This window comes from Pseudomonas sp. HN8-3 (genome assembly GCF_020790195.1).
In the GTDB taxonomy this organism is placed as follows: Bacteria; Pseudomonadota; Gammaproteobacteria; order Pseudomonadales; family Pseudomonadaceae; genus Aquipseudomonas; species Aquipseudomonas synxantha_A.
The window spans coordinates 676,931-697,965 of record NZ_CP086206.1; the positions used below are offsets into that span (position 1 = coordinate 676,931).

17 protein-coding genes are annotated in these 21,035 nt (G+C 62.1%); 5 read left to right on the forward strand and 12 right to left on the reverse strand.

Features of this window, described 5'->3' with window-relative positions; translation table 11 throughout:
• The first annotated feature begins 12 nt into the window (after positions 1–12).
• From cobG to LJX92_RS02955, 5 genes are all read left to right on the forward strand, one after another.
• Positions 13–1,359 (forward strand): precorrin-3B synthase, encoded by a 1,347-nt coding sequence (gene cobG / locus LJX92_RS02935; protein ID WP_228309294.1) that lies wholly within the window; start codon positions 13–15, stop codon positions 1,357–1,359.
• Positions 1,352–1,978, forward strand: a complete 627-nt coding sequence (locus tag LJX92_RS02940) for a precorrin-8X methylmutase (RefSeq protein ID WP_032878122.1) — start codon at positions 1,352–1,354, stop codon at positions 1,976–1,978. The genes cobG and LJX92_RS02940 overlap by 8 nt, the downstream gene beginning before the upstream one ends.
• On the forward strand, positions 1,978–2,709 hold the full coding sequence (locus LJX92_RS02945) for a precorrin-2 C(20)-methyltransferase (protein ID WP_005784378.1): 732 nt from the start codon (positions 1,978–1,980) through the stop codon (positions 2,707–2,709). The genes LJX92_RS02940 and LJX92_RS02945 overlap by 1 nt, the downstream gene beginning before the upstream one ends.
• A complete protein-coding gene (gene cobJ, locus LJX92_RS02950; protein WP_228309295.1) occupies positions 2,709–4,346 on the forward strand; it encodes a precorrin-3B C(17)-methyltransferase in 1,638 nt (545 codons plus the stop codon). Before LJX92_RS02945 ends, cobJ begins: the two co-directional genes overlap by 1 nt.
• A gap of 237 nt (positions 4,347–4,583) precedes the next feature.
• Positions 4,584–5,363: a hypothetical protein gene (locus LJX92_RS02955; RefSeq protein ID WP_032878118.1), complete on the forward strand. Its 780-nt coding sequence runs from the start codon at positions 4,584–4,586 to the stop codon at positions 5,361–5,363.
• On the opposite strand, the gene LJX92_RS02960 is transcribed toward LJX92_RS02955, so the two are convergent.
• The 12 genes from LJX92_RS02960 to LJX92_RS03015 all read right to left on the reverse strand — a co-directional run bounded on the left by LJX92_RS02960 (position 5,360) and on the right by LJX92_RS03015 (position 20,989).
• Entirely contained in the window at positions 5,360–5,956 is a 597-nt protein-coding gene (locus LJX92_RS02960) for a MarC family protein (RefSeq protein ID WP_003171467.1), read from the reverse strand. The two genes, LJX92_RS02955 and LJX92_RS02960, sit on opposite strands and share 4 nt — an antisense overlap.
• 494 nt (positions 5,957–6,450) lie before the next feature.
• Positions 6,451–9,225 carry a hybrid sensor histidine kinase/response regulator gene (locus tag LJX92_RS02965; RefSeq protein WP_032878117.1) on the reverse strand — a complete coding sequence of 925 codons (2,775 nt, stop codon included), beginning with the start codon at positions 9,223–9,225 and terminating at the stop codon, positions 6,451–6,453.
• Positions 9,226–9,340: 115 nt separating this feature from the next.
• Positions 9,341–10,633 carry a phosphoribosylamine--glycine ligase gene (purD, locus tag LJX92_RS02970; protein ID WP_032878115.1) on the reverse strand — a complete coding sequence of 431 codons (1,293 nt, stop codon included), beginning with the start codon at positions 10,631–10,633 and terminating at the stop codon, positions 9,341–9,343.
• Between the two features lie 158 nt (positions 10,634–10,791).
• The gene (gene purH / locus LJX92_RS02975; RefSeq protein WP_032878113.1) at positions 10,792–12,399 is read right to left on the reverse strand and encodes a bifunctional phosphoribosylaminoimidazolecarboxamide formyltransferase/IMP cyclohydrolase; all 1,608 of its coding nucleotides are present in this window, start codon (positions 12,397–12,399) and stop codon (positions 10,792–10,794) included.
• Positions 12,400–12,480: 81 nt separating this feature from the next.
• A complete protein-coding gene (gene fis, locus LJX92_RS02980; protein ID WP_002555375.1) occupies positions 12,481–12,801 on the reverse strand; it encodes a DNA-binding transcriptional regulator Fis in 321 nt (106 codons plus the stop codon).
• Positions 12,798–13,811, reverse strand: coding sequence for a tRNA dihydrouridine synthase DusB (gene dusB / locus LJX92_RS02985; RefSeq protein ID WP_032878112.1), 1,014 nt, complete (start codon positions 13,809–13,811; stop codon positions 12,798–12,800). The genes fis and dusB overlap by 4 nt, the downstream gene beginning before the upstream one ends.
• A 185-nt stretch (positions 13,812–13,996) precedes the next feature.
• Positions 13,997–15,223, reverse strand: coding sequence for a DUF3426 domain-containing protein (locus tag LJX92_RS02990; protein WP_032878111.1), 1,227 nt, complete (start codon positions 15,221–15,223; stop codon positions 13,997–13,999).
• A gap of 30 nt (positions 15,224–15,253) precedes the next feature.
• Positions 15,254–16,132 (reverse strand): 50S ribosomal protein L11 methyltransferase, encoded by an 879-nt coding sequence (prmA, locus tag LJX92_RS02995; RefSeq protein WP_032878110.1) that lies wholly within the window; start codon positions 16,130–16,132, stop codon positions 15,254–15,256.
• Between the two features lie 275 nt (positions 16,133–16,407).
• Positions 16,408–17,769, reverse strand: a complete 1,362-nt coding sequence (gene accC, locus LJX92_RS03000) for an acetyl-CoA carboxylase biotin carboxylase subunit (RefSeq protein ID WP_003188188.1) — start codon at positions 17,767–17,769, stop codon at positions 16,408–16,410.
• Between the two features lie 17 nt (positions 17,770–17,786).
• Positions 17,787–18,251, reverse strand: a complete 465-nt coding sequence (gene accB, locus LJX92_RS03005; protein ID WP_003188191.1) for an acetyl-CoA carboxylase biotin carboxyl carrier protein — start codon at positions 18,249–18,251, stop codon at positions 17,787–17,789.
• A 24-nt stretch (positions 18,252–18,275) separates the two neighbouring features.
• Complete coding sequence (aroQ, locus tag LJX92_RS03010) at positions 18,276–18,731, reverse strand: type II 3-dehydroquinate dehydratase (protein WP_032878109.1); 456 nt, start codon at positions 18,729–18,731, stop codon at positions 18,276–18,278.
• A gap of 296 nt (positions 18,732–19,027) precedes the next feature.
• Positions 19,028–20,989 (reverse strand): methyl-accepting chemotaxis protein, encoded by a 1,962-nt coding sequence (locus LJX92_RS03015; RefSeq protein WP_148854572.1) that lies wholly within the window; start codon positions 20,987–20,989, stop codon positions 19,028–19,030.
• Positions 20,990–21,035: the final 46 nt, after the last annotated feature.

Genomic DNA, 21,035 nt, shown 5'->3' on the forward strand with positions numbered 1-21,035 from the left:
GGCAGGCTTTTCATGCCGCCGGACAAAGCAGGCATAATACCGCGCCTTTACCCGTCAACCGGTAGCCCCGTGAACCCAACGCCCGCTGTGAATACCATGCGCCCCTCGGCTTGTCCGGGGTTGCTGCGTATTGTCCAGGCGTTGGACGGCGGCATTTGCCGGATCAAACTGGCCGGTGGTTCGATCACCGCAGCCCAGGCCAGCGCCGTGGCCGACGCGGCCCGTACGTACGCGGGGGGGATAATCGAGGCGACCAACCGCGCCAACTTGCAGATCCGCGGCATTGGCGCCGAGCAGGACGCCTTGATCGCCAGGTTGCTTGCCGCCGGTCTGGGCCCCAATAACGCTGCCGGTGACGACGTGCGCAACCTGATGCTCAGCCCCGCTGCTGGTATCGACCCGCAGATGCTGTTCGACACCCGCCCGCTGGCCACGCAGATTCTTGCCACCTTGCAAAACCATGCGCGGTTCCACCAGCTGTCGGCCAAGTTCGCGATACAACTCGATGGCGGTGAAGCCCTGGCGATGATGGAGCATCACCATGACCTGTGGCTGTCGGCGTTTGTGCGCGATGGTCAGACGCTGTTGGCGTTCGGCCTGGCCGGTTGTCCGGGGTTGGATGCGCCCGTGGCGGCAGTGCCGCTGGACCAGGGGCATGCGCTGGTGGTGGCGGTGCTGGAGGCCTTTCTCGACCTGGCGACGCCCGAGCAAACACGTATGCGTCATCTGCCTGTGGATAACTTGTTGGGCCGCCTGAGGCTGCCGCTGTTGTCGGCGCAGGGCTTCAAGCGCCCGGCCAGTGGTGCGTTGTTGCACATCGGCAGTTATCCACAGGCCCAAAAGAATCAGTTTTACGTCGCGGCAGTCGCGCCATTGGGCCGCCTGGATTCGCTGATGCTCCAGGGCGCCGCGCAACTGGCCAGCGAGTACGGCGATGGCACGTTGCGCTTCACGCCCTGGCAGGGCGTGCTACTGCCCAACATTGAACGCGTTGGCGCCGTGACCGAACGCCTGGCGCAACTGGGCTTTGTGTGTTCAATCGACCAACCCCTGGCGCGCATGATTGCCTGCACCGGTTCCAGCGGTTGCGGCAAGGGCCTGGCCGATACCAAGGCCGACGCGGTGCAACTGGCCGCCCTGCAACCCGGCGTCGAAGCGCACCTGTCCGGCTGCCCGCGCTCATGCGCCGCCGCGCACACCGCGCCGGTCACGTTGCTTGCGGTGAGCCCTGGCCATTACGACCTCTATTTTCGCGATGCAGCCCACTCGGGTTTCGGTCGGCTGCACGCGCGCACTCTTTCCATTGAAGCGGCGGGCGCCCTGTTACGCGCTCGCCCACGGAGCAACACCGATGATTGATTACATCCGCGACGGTCAGGAGATCTATCGCAACTCCTTTGCCATTATTCGCGCGGAAGCCAACCTGGACCGCATCCCGGCCGATCTGGAAAAACTCGCGGTGCGGGTGATTCATGCTTGCGGCATGGTCGAGGCCATCGACGGTCTGCAATTTTCCGAAGGGGCCGGCAAGGCCGGGCGCGATGCGCTGGCTGCTGGCGCGCCGATCCTGTGTGATGCGCGGATGGTCTCCGAGGGCGTGACTCGTGCTCGTTTGCCGGCCAATAACGAAGTGATCTGCACCCTGCGCGACGACAGCGTGCCGCAGCTGGCGCGGGAGCTGGGCAACACCCGTTCCGCCGCCGCCCTGGAGCTGTGGCGCCCGTACCTGGAAGGCAGCGTGGTGGTGATCGGCAACGCGCCGACCGCCTTGTTCTACCTGCTGGAAATGCTCGACGCCGGCGCGCCGAAACCGGCGCTGATCCTGGGGTTCCCGGTCGGTTTCGTCGGCGCCGCCGAATCCAAGGCCATGCTTGCCGCCGACAGCCGTGGCGTACCCTTCGTGATCATGCAAGGCCGCCTGGGCGGTAGCGCAATGGCTGCCGCCGCCGTCAACGCCCTGGCCACGGAGGTCGAATAATGCAGGTGCGCGGACGTTTGATCGGGCTGGGCGTAGGCCCCGGTGACCCGGAACTGATCACCCTCAAGGCCCTGCGCCTGCTGCGTGAATCGCCGGTGGTGGCGTATTTCGTGGCCAAGGGCAAGAAGGGCAACGCTTTCGGCATCATCGAAGGCCACCTGGTGCCACAGCAGACCCTGATGCCGCTGGTGTACCCGGTCACCACTGAAGCGCTGCCGGCGCCGCTGTCCTATGAACAAGTGATCAGCGACTTCTACGACAACGCCAGCCTCGACGTGGCCGCGCACCTGGACGCGGGCCGCGATGTGGCGGTGATCTGCGAAGGTGATCCGTTCTTCTACGGCTCCTACATGTACCTGCATGACCGCCTTGCCGAGCGCTACGAAGCCCAGGTAATTCCGGGCGTGTGTTCGATGCTCGGTGGCGCTTCGGTGCTCGGCGCGCCGTTGGTGTATCGCAACCAGAGCTTGTCGGTGCTCTCGGGCGTGTTGCCCCATGATGACCTCAAGCGCCGCCTGGCGGATGCCGATGCCGCAGTGATCATGAAGCTGGGGCGCAACTTCCCGAAGGTGCGCCAGGTGTTGGAAGAGCTGGGCCTGGCCGAACGTGCGTTGTACGTGGAGCGCGCCACCATGGCCAACCAGAAGATCGTGCCGCTGGACCAGGTGGAGCCGATGTCGTCGCCGTATTTCTCGCTGATCATCGTGCCCGGTGAAAGGTGGCAAGGTTGATGACTCCGGCGATTGTGATTCTGGGCCAAGGCAGTTTGGCCACGGCGCGCAAGATCCAGCAGGTTTACCCTGGCGCGTTGATTCACGGCCTGGCCGCTCGGGTTGAAGGGGCGGACCAGAGCTACAGCGAGTTCGGCGCGACGCTGCGCCAGCTCTACCAGCAAGGCACGCCGCTGATTGCCCTGTGCGCGGCCGGCATTGTGATTCGCACCTTGGCGCCGCTGCTGCTGGAAAAGGGCGAGGAACCCGCCGTGCTGGCCGTGGCAGAAGACGGCAGCGCCGTGGTGCCGCTGCTGGGTGGCCTGGGCGGGGTGAATGTGATGGCGCGGGACATCGCCGCGGCATTGGGCGTATCCGCGGCAATCACCACCAGTGGCGAACTGCGTTTTGGCACCTGCCTGCTCAACCCGCCGACGGGTTATCAACTGGCGGACATTGAACTGGGCAAGCGCTTTGTCTCGGACCTTTTGGCCGGTGAGTCGGTACGCGTCGAAGGCGTGGCGCCGTGGCTGGATCAAGCCAATCTGGCCCAGGACCCACAGGCGCGCCTGGCGATTCATGTGGGCAGTGCCGAGCGCCCACCGGCAGCGAACGAGCTGCTGATTTATCCGCAAAACGTCTGCATTACCTGCAAGCCTGGTGCGCGGTTGGCCGAGCGCGTGCGCACTGCGCTGCATGAGGCGGGGATCGCGGTGCAAGCCGTGGCCTGCCTGTTGGCCAGCGACCTGCAGATGGCCGACGCCTCATTGCATGAAGCTGCGCTGGCGTTGGGTGTGCCGCTGCGTTTTGCCCCGGTGACGCCCATTGCGGACATCAGCATTACCGTGGCCGAACAGCCCTTGGACGTGTCGCAGGTGGGACGCCCCCGTGGCCGTCTCGCAGTGATCGGCCTGGGTCCCGGCGCGGCCGAGTTGATGGTGCCGGCGGTCAAGGCGGAACTGGCGCGTTGCACCGATGTGCTGGGGTATGAAACCTATGTGCGCATGGCCGGGCCGTTCCGTGACGATCAAGTGCAACACTGCACCGACAACCGCGAAGAAATGCAGCGCGCTCGCCATGCTTTCGAGCTGGCTGCGCAGGGGCGTTCGGTGGTGGTGGTGTCGTCCGGCGACCCGGGTGTATTCGCCATGGCCGCCGCGGTGATCGAGGCGCTGCACGACTCCACGGACCCGGCCTGGCATCAGGTCGACCTGGAAATCCTGCCGGGGGTTTCTGCCTCCCTGGCCACCGCCGCCCAGGCCGGTGCACCCTTGGGGCATGACTTCTGCGTCATGTCGCTGTCGGATAACCTCAAGCCCTGGTCGATCATTGAAAAGCGCCTGGACCTGGCTTCCCAGGCCGATCTGGCCCTGGCGTTCTACAACCCGATCTCGCGTTCGCGGCCCTGGCAACTGGGGCGTGCCCTGGAGATCGTCGGCCTGCACCGCACGCCCGATACGCCGGTGGTGCTGGGCCGCGACATCGGCCGCCCGGGCCAGACGCTACGCGTCACCACCCTGGGCCAATTGACGCCCGAGCAGGTGGACATGCGCACCATGGTGCTGATCGGCTCGTCCACCACCTGCGTGTTCCCGCGTGCCGGTGGCGGGGCGTGGGTGTACACGCCGCGTTGGTACGGCGACAAACCCGCCTCCTGAAAACGGCCCGCTGGCCGCCGGAAAGCTCCGAATGACCCTGGGATTCTCCTGAGGTTGTTCGGGGCTTTTTCTTTTTTTTACGGTGAAAACCGCAAGCCTGCCGGCTGTGCCTTGTGATTGCTGGGCACTGGGTTTTGACCGGTGCCACCAAGGCATGTTTGTCGCATGGAAAGCCCTCCGCCCGCTGGACTAGTGTGAAGGAAAGCCCCATGTCGGGTGCTTGTGGAGAACTGAAAAATGGAGCGACGTCACAGAAGGATCAACACTATCAAACGGCGCAAGCTGATTGCCGCCTACAAGTTGCCGGGGGCACCAGGAGTGCACGCGGCGTTACCCCTGGACACTGACGACGACTGCAATGCGGCGGTGGTCAACAACGGGGTGATTTCCTTCGCCGAGGGGCTGTCTGGGCTGAACCGCGAATACATTCGCAAGAGTTACCTGCTGGCCAGCAGTTACGTGAGCGATGTATTGAAAGTACATCGGGGCACCGAGGCGTGGTACGACGAATTTATCAAGGTCATGGTCAGTCTTGGCTGGCTGCCGGTGCGCAGCAGTTTCGAGCGTGTCTCGCGCTCCGGCAAGGGACTGACGGTGCAATTGGCGGCGCTGAATATTATCGGCGCGCTGCTGGCGTCGATGTCACTGTCGGGGCCACTGGTTACCGCGCTGCCAAAACTGGCCGCCGATGCGCTGGAGGCATTGAAGCGGCAGCCGGCGTCTTTTGATTTGTTCAAGCGCAATAGCGCGGTGCATGAGGGCGGTGACTTCGGCGTGGCGTCCTGCGCCGAAACCAATGGTGAAGTGATGATGGTGCTGGTGACCTTCAGCAGCCACGGCGTGAACAAACAGGTGGGAGTGCCGTTCCTTGAATGGGACAGCTCATCGTTCGAGGCTTTCAGCGGGCAAACCTGCCTGGTGCTGAACACCTCGGTGGTCAACGAAAAAACCATCCAGCTGATGCGCGAAAGCGCCGGTGACAAGGTGCAGCTGGCGATTGCCAAATACCGGATCTAAGGCACCAGGTAGCCGCGAACCCCGGTAAAAATGATTTGCGCGGCCAGGGCGCATACGAACAGGCCCATCAACCGGCTGACAATCTGCAAGCCCTGGTCGCCGAGAATCCGTTCGATACGGTTGGACAGGTACAGCACCACACCCACTGTGAGGCTGGCCAAGGCGATGCTGAGGATGGCGGTGAGCTTGTCGTCCCAGTGGGGCTGGCTCACGCCCATCACCAGCAGCGCACCGATGGTGCCTGGGCCGACAGTGAGCGGGATGGTCAGCGGCACGATGGTCACGTCCTGCTGCACGTTGTCGGTCTGCACCGCCGACTTGCCCTGAGCCATGCCCAGGGCCGAGATAAACAACACGCTGCCGGCGCCGATACGGAACGCGTCCACGGTAATGCCGAACACGCTGAAAATCACCCTGCCGAACAGGTAGAGCAACACGCTCGATACCAGGGTCGCCAGTGCGACTTTCCAGGCCAGGCGCCGACGTTCCTTGCTGGAATAGCCACGGGTCAGGCTGATAAAGCAGGACAGCACAAAAAACGGGCTGTAGAGCACCAGCATCTTCAGGTAAACGCTGAATAACACATGGAGCATGGGGGCGGCTCGCGGGCGGGGGAAGTGTGGAGGAGTCTATCCGACAGAGATCAAATGTGGGAGCTGGCTTGAACTGCGATAGCCATAGGTATCTACACAATTTTGTAGGTTGTAGCAGCCGACGGTAACCACGATGCGAAGCGAGTCGCTTTTGATCTTAGGCGCCCCGTTAAACCACGCTGGCCGGAATTCGACAGGGATTTGGGGGGTAAACCGGCAGGGATGCCGGTTTAGCCGCCCCGCGCCATGGATGGCGCGTGGCGGCGGCCCCCCAAATCCATGGCGGATTACGGGCACACCGAGCCTAAGCGAGGTGCCGAGTGGTGGGGCAAGAGCGTTTGGGTTACTTCTGCGCTTTTCAAAAGTGACCCGCTGTAAAAGCGGAACCCTAAGTGGCCGTTACCGCAGGAATGGATATGTACTCGGTATAACTGTGTCGGCTGTCAGGCCGCCTTCGCGAGCAAGCCCGCTCCCACAGGGGATGGTATTTCAAATCAGGAAATGGTGCTGCGCTCAGGAAGCTTTTGGCGCTGCACTACCCAGTAATCCACCAGCTCGCGCAACTGTGATAGCTCCACCGGCTTGGCCATATGCCCGTCCATGCCGGCCTGGCGTGCGCGTTCTTTATGTTCCGAAAGAATATGCGCCGTGAGCGCTACCACCGGCGTGCGTACGCGTTGGTGGCTGACTTCCCACGCGCGCAGCTGCTGCGTGGCAGAGAATCCATCGAGGACTGGCATTTCACAATCCATCAACACCAGGTCATAGCGCTGGGCCTTCATCGCTTGCAGGGCTTCTTCGCCGTTGCTGGCGGTGTCCGGGTTGAGGTTGAGTTTGCCGAGCATGCCGCGAATCACTTTGGTGGAGATGCTGTTGTCTTCGGCTACCAGGATGCGGAAATCGCTCGGCACGGTCACCGCCACCGGCGCGCTGGGGGCGGGGCGTGGAATGGCTGCGCCTTTGCTGCGTTGAGCCAGTTCGTCGGCCAGGGTCGTCTTGAGCGTATAACCGGCCACGGGTTTGGCGAGGATGCGCTTGATCCCGCAGTTGCGCGCGATGATCTTGCTCGGCGCATTGCTGATACCGGTGAGCATGATCAGCAGGATGTCGTGGTTCAGGCTCGGGTCTTCCTTGATCTTCGCCGCCAGTTGCATGCCGGTCATGCCCGGCATGTTCTGGTCCAGCAGCACCACGTCGAAGTAATCGCGCAGGTGTGCCTTGGTGCGCAGCAGCGCCAGGGCCTCCTTGCCGGACGGCACGGCGCTGACATTAAGGCCCCAGGCCGAACATTGCTGCACCAGTACTTTGCGGCAGGTGTCGTTGTCGTCCACCACCAGCACGCGGGCGTCCTTGAGCGGGCCGTCGAGATCCGACGTCGGGTGCTCCAGGCGCTCCGGGTCCAGCGGCAGGGTCAGCCACAAGGTACTGCCCTGATGGCTGCCACTCTTGATACCGAATTCGCCGTTCATCAGCAGGATCAACTGGCGGGCAATGACCAGGCCCAGGTGACCGCTCAGGCGTGTCGCCGAGAGGAAGTTCTTGCTGTGCAGTTCGCTGTGCAGCAGCGCGTCGCGTTCGGCGGCTTCCATCGGCACGCCGCTGTCCTGCACGGCAATGCGCAAACGGGGCTTGGTGCTGCGCTCGTCGAGGGCCACGACGATCAGCACTTCGCCTTCATCGGTCTTGTGCAGGGCGTTCTCCAGCAGGCTCAACAACGCCTGGCGCAGGCGCGTCGGGTCGCCGCTGATCACGCGTGGCACCTGGGGCTGGATAAAGCTGATCAGCTCGACATTCTGCTGCTCGGCCTTGGCGCGAAAGATACTCAGGCAGTCGTCGATCAACGCGTTGAGGTCGAACTGCACATCATCGAGTTCGATCTGCCCGGACTCCAGCTTGGAAATGTCGAGAATCTCGTTGATCAGGGTGAGCAGCTCGTTACCGGCGCTGTGGATGGTCTGCACGTAGTCGCGCTGCTTCACCGACAGCGGCGTACCCAATAGCAGTTCGGTCATGCCCAGCACGCCGTTCATGGGCGTGCGGATTTCATGGCTGATCTTCGCCAGGAACTCGGCCTTGGCGGCGATTTCGGCATTGCTGGCGGCCAGGTCGCGGCTCAGGCTGAAGCGCGTTTCGACAATCGCGCGCTGGCGTTCGCCCAGGGCCAGGCTCATCAACAGGCCGCTGAGACAGATGAAACCCAGCAGGGTGACGATCAGGCCCTGCGGCGCCACCAGGGTGAGGCCGAGCAGGGCGGGAAGAATGATCAGTGTGCCAATGTTGAACACCACCATCGCCGCCACGAAAAGACGCGCCGGGCGGTAGCCTTTTTGCCAATGGTAGGCCGAGACAAACAACATGCTCAGGCCGGCCAGCGCCACCAGGGCATAGGTGATGATGTTCAGTGGCAGGGTATTGACGAACAACAACAGCAGACCGCACAGCACGATCAGCAGGATATCGGCCATCAACACCTTGTTCAGCGGGTGCGGGCCCAGGGGCATGAAGAAGCGGTAGGCGAACATCAACCCGCAAGGTGCGGTCAGCAACAGGGCGAGGTAGGCGCCAGGGGTCTGGATCGCGTGCCAGTTCGGCAGCCATGGCCCCACCAGGTTGAGCAGCAGCGCCAGGCTGAGCATCAACAGCAATTCGCAGGCGGCCAGCCACAGGCTGCTGCGCGAGCGGTGGTAGGCGAAGCGCGTGAGGTTGTGCAGGATCAGCATCAGCAGCACGCCGAACAGCAGGCCGTAGATCAGCGTCTGGTTCTGGTTGGCGGCGGCCAGTACTGCAGGTTCCAGGGTGATGTAGGGGCGCAGTTCGTGTTCCGAGACCAGGCGCAGGTACACCTCAAGAGGTCGTGGGCTCTGGGGCATCGGCAGCATGAAATCGCTGCTGGGCAGCGGGCGTTCAACCTGGGGTTGGCGCGTGCCGGTGGTTTGTTGCTCCACCAGGGTATCGCCGTCCAGTACATACAGGCTCAGGCTGGAAAGATCCGGGGCAAAGACCCGCAGCACTTGTTCGTGCTTGCCGGGCTGCAGCCTGAAGCGCACCCACAACGCACCGTCCGGCTGCGCGGCAGTGATCCGGTCCAGTTCGATGGGGCTGAATTGATTGGTGTAGCGGGCGGAACGGATGTCGCTCAGTTGCAGGTCGGCCTGTTCATCAAGCAATACCGCCCAACCACTGCCTTGTGCGGCGGCCTGGGCCGGGAGCAGGCAGAGCAGGGTCAGCAAGCTGACTGTGAAACCTATGGCGATCCTGAGCCAGCGCACGGCGAAATCCCTTCGTAGGTTGATGCACGGGTTAACTATGCGCGGGGCGACATGTGTACGGCAAGGGCCAAAGGCCCTTACCTAACCGAACGGATAGCTACTGCAAGTGTAGCTCTCAGCTGTTCTCGCCGCGTTCACGGGCAATGGCACGGTAGCCGATGTCGGTGCGGTAGAAACAACCTTTCCAGTCGATTTTCGCAGCCAGCTTGTACGCCTGCTGTTGTGCTGCATCGACACTGGCACCCATTGCGGTGGCGCACAACACACGGCCACCTGCGGTTACAACTTTGCCGTCCTTGAGCGCGGTGCCTGCGTGGAACACCTTGCCTTCCAGCGCAGCGGCGGCATCCAGACCTTCAATCACATCGCCCTTGGCGTAATCGGCAGGGTAACCACCGGCCGCCAGCACGATGCCGACGCTCGGGCGTGGGTCCCACTGTGCTTCGACCTTATCCAGCGCTTGGGCCAGCGCCGCTTCCACCAGCAGCACCAGGCTAGATTGCAGGCGCAGCATCACCGGTTGTGTTTCCGGATCGCCGAAACGGCAGTTGAACTCGATGACTTTCGGGTTACCGGCTTTGTCGATCATCAGGCCGGCGTAGAGGAAACCGGTGTAGACGTTGCCCTCGTCGGCCATGCCGCGCACGGTCGGCCAGATCACCAGGTCCATGACGCGCTGATGCACATCGCTGGTGACCACTGGCGCCGGGGAGTAAGCACCCATGCCGCCAGTGTTCGGGCCGCTGTCGCCATTGCCGACGCGCTTGTGGTCCTGGCTGGTGGCCATGGGCAGTACGTTCTTGCCGTCGACCATTACGATGAAACTGGCTTCTTCGCCGTCGAGGAATTCCTCGATCACCACGCGCGAACCTGCATCACCAAAGGCATTGCCGGCGAGCATGTCGCGCACGGCGTCTTCGGCTTCCTGCAGGGTCATGGCGACGATCACGCCTTTACCGGCAGCCAGGCCATCGGCCTTGATCACGATCGGTGCGCCTTTTTCGCGCAGGTAGGCGAGGGCCGGCTCGATCTCGGTGAAGTTCTGGTAGTCGGCGGTGGGGATCTTGTGGCGTGCCAGGAAATCCTTGGTGAAGGCTTTCGAGCCTTCCAACTGGGCGGCGCCAGCGGTCGGGCCGAAGCAATCCAGGCCACGGCTGCGGAACAGATCGACGACGCCGGCAACCAGTGGCACTTCCGGGCCGACGATGGTCAGGGAAACATTCTTCTCGGCAAAATCTGCCAGTTGCTCAAGGGCCAGTACGTCGATGGCGACGTTTTCGCACTTGGCCTCAATGGCGGTACCGGCGTTGCCGGGGGCGACGAAGACTTTCTGGACACGTGGGTCCTGGGCAACTTTCCAGGCCAGGGCGTGTTCACGGCCACCGCTGCCAATGATCAAAACATTCATTTCAAAAACCTCGGATGAAGCAAATTCTGTGAGGCGCCGCAAGTGCGCTTTATGTGGGAGGGGGCTTGCTCCCGATTGCGGTGTATCAGTCAAATAATCAACCTGCTGAAATACCGCTATCGGGAGCAAGCCCCCTCCCACATTTCGATCGAGTGGGATCAGTGGCGGAAGTGGCGCATACCGGTGAAGACCATGGCGATGCCGGCTTCATCAGCAGCGGCAATCACTTCTGCATCACGCATCGAGCCGCCCGGTTGGATCACGGCAGTAACACCGGCTTTCGCGGCGTTATCCAGGCCATCACGGAACGGGAAGAATGCATCGGAAGCCATTACCGAACCCACCACCTGCAAACCGGCGTGTTCTGCCTTGATCGCGGCGATACGCGCCGAGTTCACACGGCTCATCTGGCCGGCGCCGACACCGATGGTCTGGCGGTTCTTGGCGTAGACGATGGCGTTGGATTTAACGTACTTGGCGACTTTCCAGGCAAAGATCAAATCGTTGATCTCTTGCTCGGTCGGGGCGCGTTTGGTCACCACTTTCAAGTCTTGGCTGCCGATCATGCCGATGTCGCGGCTCTGTACCAGCAAGCCGCCATTGACGCGCTTGTAGTCCCAGGCAGCGGCGCGGTCGGCCGACCACTCGCCGCAGGCCAGCAGGCGCACGTTGGCTTTGGCGGCGACAATGGCGCGGGCTTCTTCGCTGACGCTTGGCGCGATGATCACCTCGACGAACTGGCGCTCGACGATCGCCTTGGCGGTCTCGGCATCCAGCTCGCGGTTGAAGGCAATGATGCCGCCGAACGCAGATTCGGTATCGGTGGCGTAGGCCAGTTCGTACGCCTGGCGGATACCGCCTTCAGCGTCCGGGCTCACGGCCACGCCGCACGGGTTGGCGTGCTTGACGATCACGCAGGCCGGTTTGACGAAGCTCTTCACGCATTCCAGCGCGGCGTCGGTATCGGCCACGTTGTTGTAGGAAAGTTCTTTGCCTTGCAGCTGGGTCGCGGTGGCAATGCCCACTTCGGCAGGCTTGGCTTCCACGTAGAACGCCGCGCTCTGGTGCGGGTTCTCGCCGTAGCGCATTTCCTGGGCCTTGATGAACTGGCTGTTGAAGGTGCGCGGGAATTGGCTGCGACCTTCTGTGCTCAAGGTGTCAGCCGCTTGGTTCACGGTGCCCATGTAGTTGGCGATCATGCCGTCATAGGCTGCGGTGTGTTCGAACGCCTTGAGCATCAGGTCGAAACGCTGGGCGTAGGTCAGGCCACCGGCTTTCAGGTTTGCCAGCACGTTGGCGTAGTCGCTGGCGTTGACCACGATGGCCACGTCTTTGTGGTTCTTGGCCGCCGAGCGCACCATGGTCGGGCCGCCGATATCGATGTTCTCGATGGCGGTGGGAAGGTCGCAGCCTGGCTTGTTGATGGTGGCTTCGAATGGGTAGAGGTTAACGGCCACCAGGTCGATCGGCTTGATGCCGTGCTCGGTCATGATGGCGTCGTCGATGCCGCGACGGCCGAGGATGCCGCCATGGATTTTCGGGTGCAGGGTCTTGACGCGACCGTCCATCATTTCTGCGAAACCGGTGTAGTCCGCGACTTCTACTGCGGCCACGCCGTTGTCCTGCAGCAGTTTGAAGGTCCCGCCCGTGGAGAGGATTTCCACACCCAGGGCTTCCAGCTCCCGGGCAAATTCGAGGATCCCGGTCTTGTCGGAAACACTGATCAAGGCGCGGCGGATCGGCAGGCGGGTAGTCTGGTCGGTCATTTCAATTTCCATCAAAAGCAAAGGAGTCAGCAAAAAAGGCGACCGGTTTTACGCGGGCGCCTTTCTGGTTTGATTGAATGCTTACAGCAAATCGTACTGCTTGAGCTTTTTGCGCAAGGTGCCACGGTTGAGGCCCAGCAGCTCACTGGCTTTGGTCTGGTTGCCCTTGACGTAGTTCATCACGCTTTCGAGCAAGGGCGCCTCGACTTCGGAGAGCACCAGGTTGTACACGTCCGTGACGGAAGCACCCTCAAGGTGGGCGAAATAATTGTGCAGCGCTTTCTCGACACTCCCGCGAAGGGTCTGGCCTTCTTCGCTGGGCGTGTTGAGGTGCTGTTTCAAATTGACGTTGTCGCTCACGGGTGTTGTTCCACTCACTAAAGTCTCGGTCATCATCGTCATGCGGCCACCCCTTTTCCATCCCCTGTTCCCAGGCTCTTGTCACGTTCGGCGAAGAACTCACGAACGGTGGCGACCTGTGCCTGCGTTTCATCCAAACGATTGAACTGAGCGCGAAATTCCTTGGCGCCCGGCAAGGTGGCGAGATACCAGCCGACATGCTTGCGAGCAATGCGTACGCCCATCACATCCCCATAGAAGGCGTGCAGGGCGGCCAGATGCTCCAGCAGAATACGTTCCACTTCGACCAACTCCGGCGCCGGCAAGACTTCACCAGTGCGCAGGAAATGCTCGATCTCGCGAAAAATCCACGGTCGCCCCTGGGCGGCCCGGCCAATCAACAATCCGTCGGCACCGGTTGCGTGCAGCACACGCCGGGCTTTCTCGGCGCAGTCGATGTCGCCATTGGCAAATACCGGCATCGACACGGCCTGCTTGATCGCGGCAATGGTGTCGTACTCGGCTTCACCGGTATAAAGGTCGGCGCGGGTACGGCCATGCACCGCCAGCGCTGTAATCCCGGCCTGTTCAGCGATCTTTGCCACTGTGAGGCCATTTTTGTTGTCCCGGTCCCAACCGGTACGAATCTTCAGGGTCACCGGCACATCGACCGCGCCAACGACGGCCTGCAGGATCTCGGCGACCAACTGCTCATCTTTCAACAGGGCGGAACCGGCGGCCTTGTTGCAGACCTTCTTGGCCGGGCAGCCCATGTTGATATCAATGATCTGTGCACCCAGCTCCACATTGGCCCGGGCCGCATCCGCCAGCATCTGCGCATCACCCCCGGCGATCTGTACCGAGCGTGGCTCGGGATCACCTTCGTGGATCATGCGCATCCGCGATTTGCGGGTGTTCCACAAACTCATGTCGCTGGTAACCATTTCAGAGACTACTAGACCCGCGCCCAAACGCTTGCACAGCTGACGAAAGGGCTGATCGGTGACACCCGCCATCGGGGCGAGGATCAAGCCGTTCTGCAATGTATATGGGCCGATGCGTACCGCCGACATAGGACTTCCCTGTTGTGGGGCCGGATCATTAGAGTTCGAAAAAGGGTTGGCATGATACCCGCTCTCGATGACGGGTTAAAGGCTGAATTGGATAAAATCTGAACAGTTATTTTTTTATCGCCACCGGTTTGGTTGACGTCGGTCAAGTCAATAATCCGCCGTCAAACCTCTTCGGGCGTGGCGTTTCACTCGGGCGAGTGGAAGCTCAGGCTGTAGTTCACGGCTTTGTTGCCGGGATCAAGGATGTCCAGGGAAATGTGGATCGGTGTCTGCGAAGGCATTTCGCTGACGCCAGCCAACTCGCCGCTCAGATATTCGGCGGGTTTGAAGCGACGACTGGCGATCAGGCTGCCGTTCAAATCTGCAAAACGCAGTTCCAGCAGCGGGAACGGCTGGGAAAAGGTTGCGCGGTTATAGAGGATCGCATCCACCACCAGCGCACCGGCGAACTCCGGGTGGCTGCGTACCACCAGGTTGCTGCTCTTGATATGGGCGATATCGACCCGCGATGGCACGGTGCAACCCAATTTCGGGCACAGCTGCTGGAACCACGGACGGTAGGCGTCCTGACGGGCCAGTTCGTCGAATTGGTAGGCGATGTACTGGCCTGCCAGGCCGGCGGCGGCGATCAGCACCAGCAGGATCCAGATCAGGCGGCGGCCCCAGCCCGACGGACGTTTCTGCGCATAGAGGTGCAGCGGGTCGTCTTCAAGGTCCTGGAGCACGGCGTCGTGCACGCTGGCCTCGGTGCGTGGGCGTTTACGCCGTGATTGCGGGCGTTCATCGGCTTCTTCTGCCGCTGGGGTCAGGGGCGTGAAGGGCGGGTCGGGCTCGTCGTCATGCAGGGGCGAGAGCAGGGTTGGCTCGTCGTCGATGGTTTCGCTGTGCAGCGACATGGACGGTTCGGTGCGCTGCCGGGTATTGCTTGGTTCAGGCTCGTCTTCGTCGCTGTCTGCGCGCTCTTGCGCGGGCTCGCTGAACAGGCTGGCGGCCCATTGTTCTTCCTCGGCCTTGACCGTGTCGCGGCTGGCGCTGAGGGTGTCTTCCTTGTGCCGACGATCGGTGCCGGGTTGCCGACGCTCCGCGCCCTGGGGTTGAGTGTGCTGAATCTCGCGGCGCTCGAGCTTGGCCAGTTCTTCGTCCAGGTCCAGGTTGTCCAGGTCAAGCTCCTGGGCTGTCCACTGTTTCTGGCTGATGGCTCGCGGGGGTTCAGGCGTTGGCTCAACCGCAGCGGGCAGTTCAGGTTCGGCTGCCGACACTTGGGCGCGCTGCTCCAGCAACTGGCGAGCGGCGTTGAACACTTGCAGGCACGAGCCGCAGCGCACAACGCCACGGGCCACGCTCAACTGAGCGTGGTTGACGCGGAAACGGGCTTGGCAATGCGGGCACTGGGTGACGAAACTGTCGGTCATGCGGCCATCCGATTCAGACAAGCGCTCATTCTAGCGCCGACGACCGCTGATGCGTACCCAGCCATCACGGTTGGCGATCGGGTCCAGCTCGAAATCCCTGGCGTAGGCCGCAGCCACTTCTTCACCTTGCTCGGCGAGGATACCCGACAGCGCCAGGCGCCCACCCGGCTTGACCAGGCTCGACAGTTGCGGTGCCAGCGACACCAGCGGCCCGGCGAGGATATTGGCGACCAGTACATCGGCCTGTACCTGGGGCAGATCTTCAGGCAGATAGAGTGGGAATTTGCCTTCAGCGATGTTATTACGCCCGGCGTTATCGCGGGAGGCTTCCAGGGCCTGCACGTCGATATCGGTGCCCACGGCCTCCTTGGCGCCCAGCAGCAGCGCGGCAATCGCCAGGATTCCGGAGCCGCAGCCGAAGTCCAGTACGTTGCTGTCGGTCAGGTCCTGGCCGTCCAGCCATTCCAGGCACAGGGCGGTGGTGGGGTGGGTGCCGGTGCCGAACGCCAGGCCCGGGTCCAGCAGCAGGTTGACGGCGTCTGGCTCGGGAGCAGCGTGCCAGCTTGGCACGATCCACAGGCGCTGGCCGAAGCGCATGGGCTGGAAGTTATCCATCCAGCTGCGTTCCCAGTCCTGGTCTTCGATGACTTCGCTGTGATGCTCGGGCAGCGGGCCGCCGGTGAGCAGTTCCATATGGGCCAGTACGGCGGCGGCATCGGTGCCGTCTTCGAACAGGGCCAGCAGGTGGGTGTGGGACCACAGCGGCGTGGTGTTGAGTTCCGGCTCGAAGATCGGCTGGTCTTCGGCGTCCATGAAGGTCACCGACACAGCGCCCACTTCGAGGAAAGCGTCTTCGTAGGTTTCGGCTTGTTCTGGGCTGATGGCGAGACGGACTTGCAGCCAAGGCATGGCGGGCACCTTTGAAAAAATGAATGTGCAGCGAGTAGGCCGCGAAAGCGCGCAAGTTTACGCGAGCGGGCAGCATAAGACGACATTACTGAATGAATGCGGACCAAATGTGGGAGGGGGCTTGCCCCCGATAGCGGTGGATCAGTTACAGATACTGAGGCTGACACACTGCAATCGGGGGCAAGCCCCCTCCCACATTTGTACTGTGTATGGCCTGAAAGCTGGGGGGCAGAAACAACAAAGCCGCCCGAAGGCGGCTTTGTTGGGTGGAGCACTTACTGGTTGGCCAGCTTGTGTTCCAGGTAGTGAATGTTCACACCACCCTCGCAGAAGCCCTCATCGCGAACCAGGTCCCGATGCAGCGGGATGTTGGTCTTGATGCCGTCGACCACGATTTCGTCCAGGGCGTTGCGCATACGGGCCATGGCCTCGTCGCGGGTCGCGCCCCAGGTTATCAGCTTGCCGATCAGCGAGTCGTAGTTGGACGGAACCTTGTAGCCGCTGTACAGGTGCGAATCCACACGTACGCCGTTGCCGCCGGGCGCGTGGAAATGCTTGACCAGGCCAGGGCTTGGGATAAAGGTTTTCGGGTCTTCGGCGTTGATGCGGCACTCCAGGGAGTGGCCGTGCATCTTCACGTCGTCCTGGGTGAAGGACAGCACGTTACCCGCGGCGATGCTCAGCATCTCCTTGACGATGTCGATACCGGTGACCATCTCCGAAACCGGATGCTCTACCTGCACACGAGTGTTCATCTCGATGAAGTAGAAGCGACCGTTCTCGTAGAGGAACTCGAAGGTACCGGCGCCACGGTAGTTGATGTCGATGCACGCCTTGACGCAGCGTGCCAGGACTTCCTGGCGGGCTTTTTCGTCGAGGCCCGGTGCCGGGGCTTCTTCCAACACTTTCTGGTGACGACGTTGCAGCGAGCAATCGCGGTCACCCAGGTGGATGGCGTGGCCCTGGCCGTCGGACAGCACCTGGACTTCCACGTGACGTGGGTTGGTCAGGTATTTTTCCAGGTAGACCATCGGGTTGCCGAACCAGGCGCCCGCTTCGGAGCGGGTCTGCTTGGCGGCTTCGATCAGGTCTTCTTCCTTGTGCACCACGCGCATACCGCGACCACCACCGCCACCGGCGGCCTTGATGATCACCGGGTAACCGACTTCGCGACCAATGCGCAGAGCGGTTTCCTCGTCTTCAGGCAGTGGGCCGTCGGAGCCTGGAACGGTCGGCACGCCCGCTGCAATCATGGCGTCCTTGGCCGAGACCTTGTCGCCCATCAGGCGAATGGTTTCGGCTTTGGGGCCGATGAAGGCAAACCCGGATTTTTCCACCTGTTCGGCGAAGTCGGCGTTTTCCGCGAGGAAGCCGTAGCCCGGGTGGATGCCATCAGCGCCGGTCACTTCTGCGGCAGCGATGATGTTCGAGACTTTCAGGTACGAGTTCGTGGCCAGTGGCGGGCCGATGCAGATGCTTTCGTCCGCCAGTTTCACGTGCATCAATTCGGTATCGGCCGTCGAGTAAACAGCGACGGTCTTGATGCCCTCTTCCTTACAGGCGCGCAGGATACGCAGCGCGATCTCGCCGCGGTTGGCGATCAGGACTTTTTGCAGTTTCTTCGCAGGTTTCAACATCGAAGGCGCTCCGCGGTTCAAACGATGGTGAACAGCGGCTGGTCGTACTCAACCGGCTGACCGTTTTCTACCAGGATGGATTCAATGACGCCGGCTTTTTCAGCGGTGATGTGGTTCATCATCTTCATCGCTTCAACGATGCAGATGGTGTCGCCCACTTTCACGGTCTTGCCTACTTCAACGAAGGCTGGCGAGGTCGGTGCCGGGGTGCGGTAGAAAGTACCGACCATTGGCGACTTGACCACGAAGCCGTTCAACGCTGGTGCGGCTGGGGCAGCAGGGGCTGCGGCAGCGGCTGGAGCGGCGGCAGGGGCGGCAGCGGCAGGAGCCGGTGCTTGCATCTGCGGTGCGTAGAACTGTTGGGCCGGGGTCTTGCTGTGACGGCTGATCCGTACGGACTCTTCGCCTTCCTTGATTTCCAGCTCGTCGATACCGGATTCTTCCAGCAGTTCGATCAGTTTCTTAACTTTACGGATATCCATGAATCATCAACTCCCAAGGGTCGGTCAGGGGCGTTTAGCCTGTTCTTCAACGTGTTCCAGGGCGGCCTCCAGGGCCAGTCGGTAACCGCTGGCGCCAAGGCCGCAGATCACTCCTACCGCTACATCGGAGAAGTAAGAGTGATGGCGGAAAGCTTCGCGTTTGTGCACGTTCGATAAATGCACTTCGATGAATGGGATGCTCACTGCCAGCAGCGCGTCACGTAATGCAACGCTTGTATGCGTAAAAGCGGCGGGATTGATCAGGATAAAGTCCACGCCTTCGTTACGCGCGGCGTGGATGCGATCAATCAATTCATACTCGGCATTGCTTTGCAGGTAGAGCAGATGGTGGCCGGCTTCACGGGCCCGTCTTTCCAGGTCGAGGTTGATCTGGTCGAGGGTCACTGCCCCGTAGACGCCCGGTTCGCGGGTGCCAAGCAGGTTCAGGTTGGGTCCATGAAGAACCAGTAAGGTCGCCATCGGCTGTTCCTTGTTATTGGTAGGGGTGCGGCAGAACCCGGCGACTATGCCGCAAAGCCTTTGTGACTGTCCAGTTCTATGCAGTAGCCAGCACGATTAGCGAGGATTGCGCGAAATTTGTGACTGTGGCCCGGAATCCGGTCATGCTGAACACGGTCTTGAATTCACTGAAGATCAAATGTGGGAGGGGGCTTGCTCCCGATAGCGGTGGATCAGCTACAGGTATTGAGACTGACACACTGTAATCGGGAGCAAGCCCCCTCCCACATTTGATCTCCATAGGGCGGGAGAGCGGGTCAGACGCGGAAGGCTTGTACGGCAGTGTTGAGTTGCCCTCCGAGCACCAACAGGTGCTCACCCTGGCTACGCCCCTGGCCGATACGCAGCAGGTTGTCCTCACCCAGCTGGTGAATCCGCTCACTGTTATCGCGAATCTCACTCACGGCCCCACTCTGCTGCGCAGTCACATCGGCAATGCGTACCGCCGTCTCGGAAATCGTCTGGATCGCGCCGACGATTTCATCCAGCGCACCATCTGCTGCCTGGGCTTGCTGGGCGGTGGCTTCGGCGTGTTCAACCTGGGCGCGCATGCCTTGTACCGATTGATGGGCGGCGGTTTGCAGGCCGGCGATCAGGCCCTGGATTTCGGCAGTAGCGCCAGCGGTGCGCTGGGCCAGGGAACGGACTTCGTCGGCCACCACCGCGAAGCCGCGTCCGGCTTCACCGGCGCGAGCCGCCTCGATAGCGGCATTGAGCGCCAGCAAGTTGGTCTGCTCGGCAATCGAGCGAATCACGGTCAGCACGCCGCCGATGGTGGCGGATTCTTCCGCGAGTTTCTCGATCATCTGCGCATTTTGCTGCACTTCGCCCACCAAGGCGTGCAACCCGGTCAGGCTCAGGCCGATTACGCGCTGGCCTTGCTCCACAGCAAAGCCTGCACTGCGACTGGCGCCGGCAGCCTGGCTGGCATCCCCGGCCACTTGCTGGATGGTGGCTTCCAGTTCACCCAGGGAGTCACGGATTTGCGCGGTGTCGCCGGCCTGACGCTCGGCGCCGTCGTGCAGGCCGCTGCTCAGTTCGGCGAGGGCGCGGCTGCTGCCGGCCACTGCTTCGGCATTCCCGCGAATAGTGCCTACCAGGCCCACCAGATAGGCGCGCAGGCGGTTCAGGGAGGCTTCGATAGCGTGCAGTTCATGGTTGGTCTTGCCCAGGGCTATCGGCTGGCTGAAATTACCTTCGGCCCAGGTCGACAAGGCCGGTGCCAGATTGGTCAGCACCCGTGCCAGGCGCCGTTGCAGCGTGTCGATCAGCAGTGCGATCAACAGGATCAGGCCGATCATCACGCCTTGCAGCACACGCACCTCGCCCTGGATTCTGGCGTGCTGTGCACGCACTACCGGCTCCAGGCCGGCGATGGCCTGTTGCACGTTGGCGATCTTCAGGTGGGTGGCAGCGGCGAGGTCGGCGCGCTGCTGGATCTGCTCGCGGGTGCGCTTGAGTTCGGCGGGGTAGCGGGTCAACAGGCTGTTGAGCTCGCGCTTGAGGTCGACGCCGGTGTCCTGGGCTGCGGTTTTTTCGGTGTTTTCCAAGCCCATCAACGCGGAGAAATCGTCAGCGTTGGATTCGGCGCTGGCCTTTACCCCAAGCAATGGCAACTGCGCCAACAGGTCGGCCTGGGTGCGCATGGTGGCAATCTCGCGCTCCACCTCGTCGGCCAGCTCGGCGCGGCCGCTGCTCACCAGCTTGTCGCGGGCCAGGGACAGTTTGCCCAGATGCTGCGAGGCGGTCAGCAGGGGAGGCAGGTAGCGTGCTGCGTCTGTGGAGTTGACGCCGCTGGCGTACTGGCTCAGTTGCTCCAGGTTTGCGCCCAGTTCGCGCTCGGCCTGAACCAACAGTGCTTGCGGGTCGCCGGCCAGCTTGCCTGCCGCCAGCAGGTCGGTCTTACTGAAGGTTTCCAGGTCCGCAAGGCTGGGGTGCAGGGTTTGCGCTAACTCGGCCGGCAATTGCGCGAGTTGCTGCAACAGGCTCTCCAGGCTTTGACTGGCGCTGCTCAGGCGCAGGGCATCGCCGCTGGCCAGGTAGTCGTCGATATTGCGCGCTGCCTGGTTTTGAAAGCCCTGGGACAGGCCCAGGTAGCGCTCCATCAATAAATAAGGCCGCTCCAGCGCCCGTTGCGACCACCACAGCGTCGCCCCGAGGGCCAGGCATACGGCCACCAGCAGAAGGGTATTGAGATTGGTCAGCAGCTTGAGGCGCATGCGGGGTTTCAACCGACGGCAAAAGATAAGTGCCTGAAGTTATTGC

Coding starts and splice junctions, on each gene's coding strand:
- prmA (WP_032878110.1), bottom strand. CDS start 16,132: ATGCCTTGGCTGCAAGTCCGTCTCGCCATCAGCCCAGAACAAGCCGAA.
- fis (WP_002555375.1), bottom strand. CDS start 12,801: ATGACGATGATGACCGAGACTTTAGTGAGTGGAACAACACCCGTGAGC.
- accC (WP_003188188.1), bottom strand. CDS start 17,769: ATGTTGAAACCTGCGAAGAAACTGCAAAAAGTCCTGATCGCCAACCGC.
- LJX92_RS02945 (WP_005784378.1), top strand. CDS start 1,978: ATGCAGGTGCGCGGACGTTTGATCGGGCTGGGCGTAGGCCCCGGTGAC.
- purD (WP_032878115.1), bottom strand. CDS start 10,633: ATGAATGTTTTGATCATTGGCAGCGGTGGCCGTGAACACGCCCTGGCC.
- purH (WP_032878113.1), bottom strand. CDS start 12,399: ATGACCGACCAGACTACCCGCCTGCCGATCCGCCGCGCCTTGATCAGT.
- cobJ (WP_228309295.1), top strand. CDS start 2,709: ATGACTCCGGCGATTGTGATTCTGGGCCAAGGCAGTTTGGCCACGGCG.
- accB (WP_003188191.1), bottom strand. CDS start 18,251: ATGGATATCCGTAAAGTTAAGAAACTGATCGAACTGCTGGAAGAATCC.
- dusB (WP_032878112.1), bottom strand. CDS start 13,811: ATGTCGGCGGTACGCATCGGCCCATATACATTGCAGAACGGCTTGATC.
- LJX92_RS02990 (WP_032878111.1), bottom strand. CDS start 15,223: ATGACCGACAGTTTCGTCACCCAGTGCCCGCATTGCCAAGCCCGTTTC.
- LJX92_RS02940 (WP_032878122.1), top strand. CDS start 1,352: ATGATTGATTACATCCGCGACGGTCAGGAGATCTATCGCAACTCCTTT.
- aroQ (WP_032878109.1), bottom strand. CDS start 18,731: ATGGCGACCTTACTGGTTCTTCATGGACCCAACCTGAACCTGCTTGGC.
- LJX92_RS03015 (WP_148854572.1), bottom strand. CDS start 20,989: ATGCGCCTCAAGCTGCTGACCAATCTCAATACCCTTCTGCTGGTGGCC.
- cobG (WP_228309294.1), top strand. CDS start 13: ATGCCGCCGGACAAAGCAGGCATAATACCGCGCCTTTACCCGTCAACC.
- LJX92_RS02960 (WP_003171467.1), bottom strand. CDS start 5,956: ATGCTCCATGTGTTATTCAGCGTTTACCTGAAGATGCTGGTGCTCTAC.
- LJX92_RS02955 (WP_032878118.1), top strand. CDS start 4,584: ATGGAGCGACGTCACAGAAGGATCAACACTATCAAACGGCGCAAGCTG.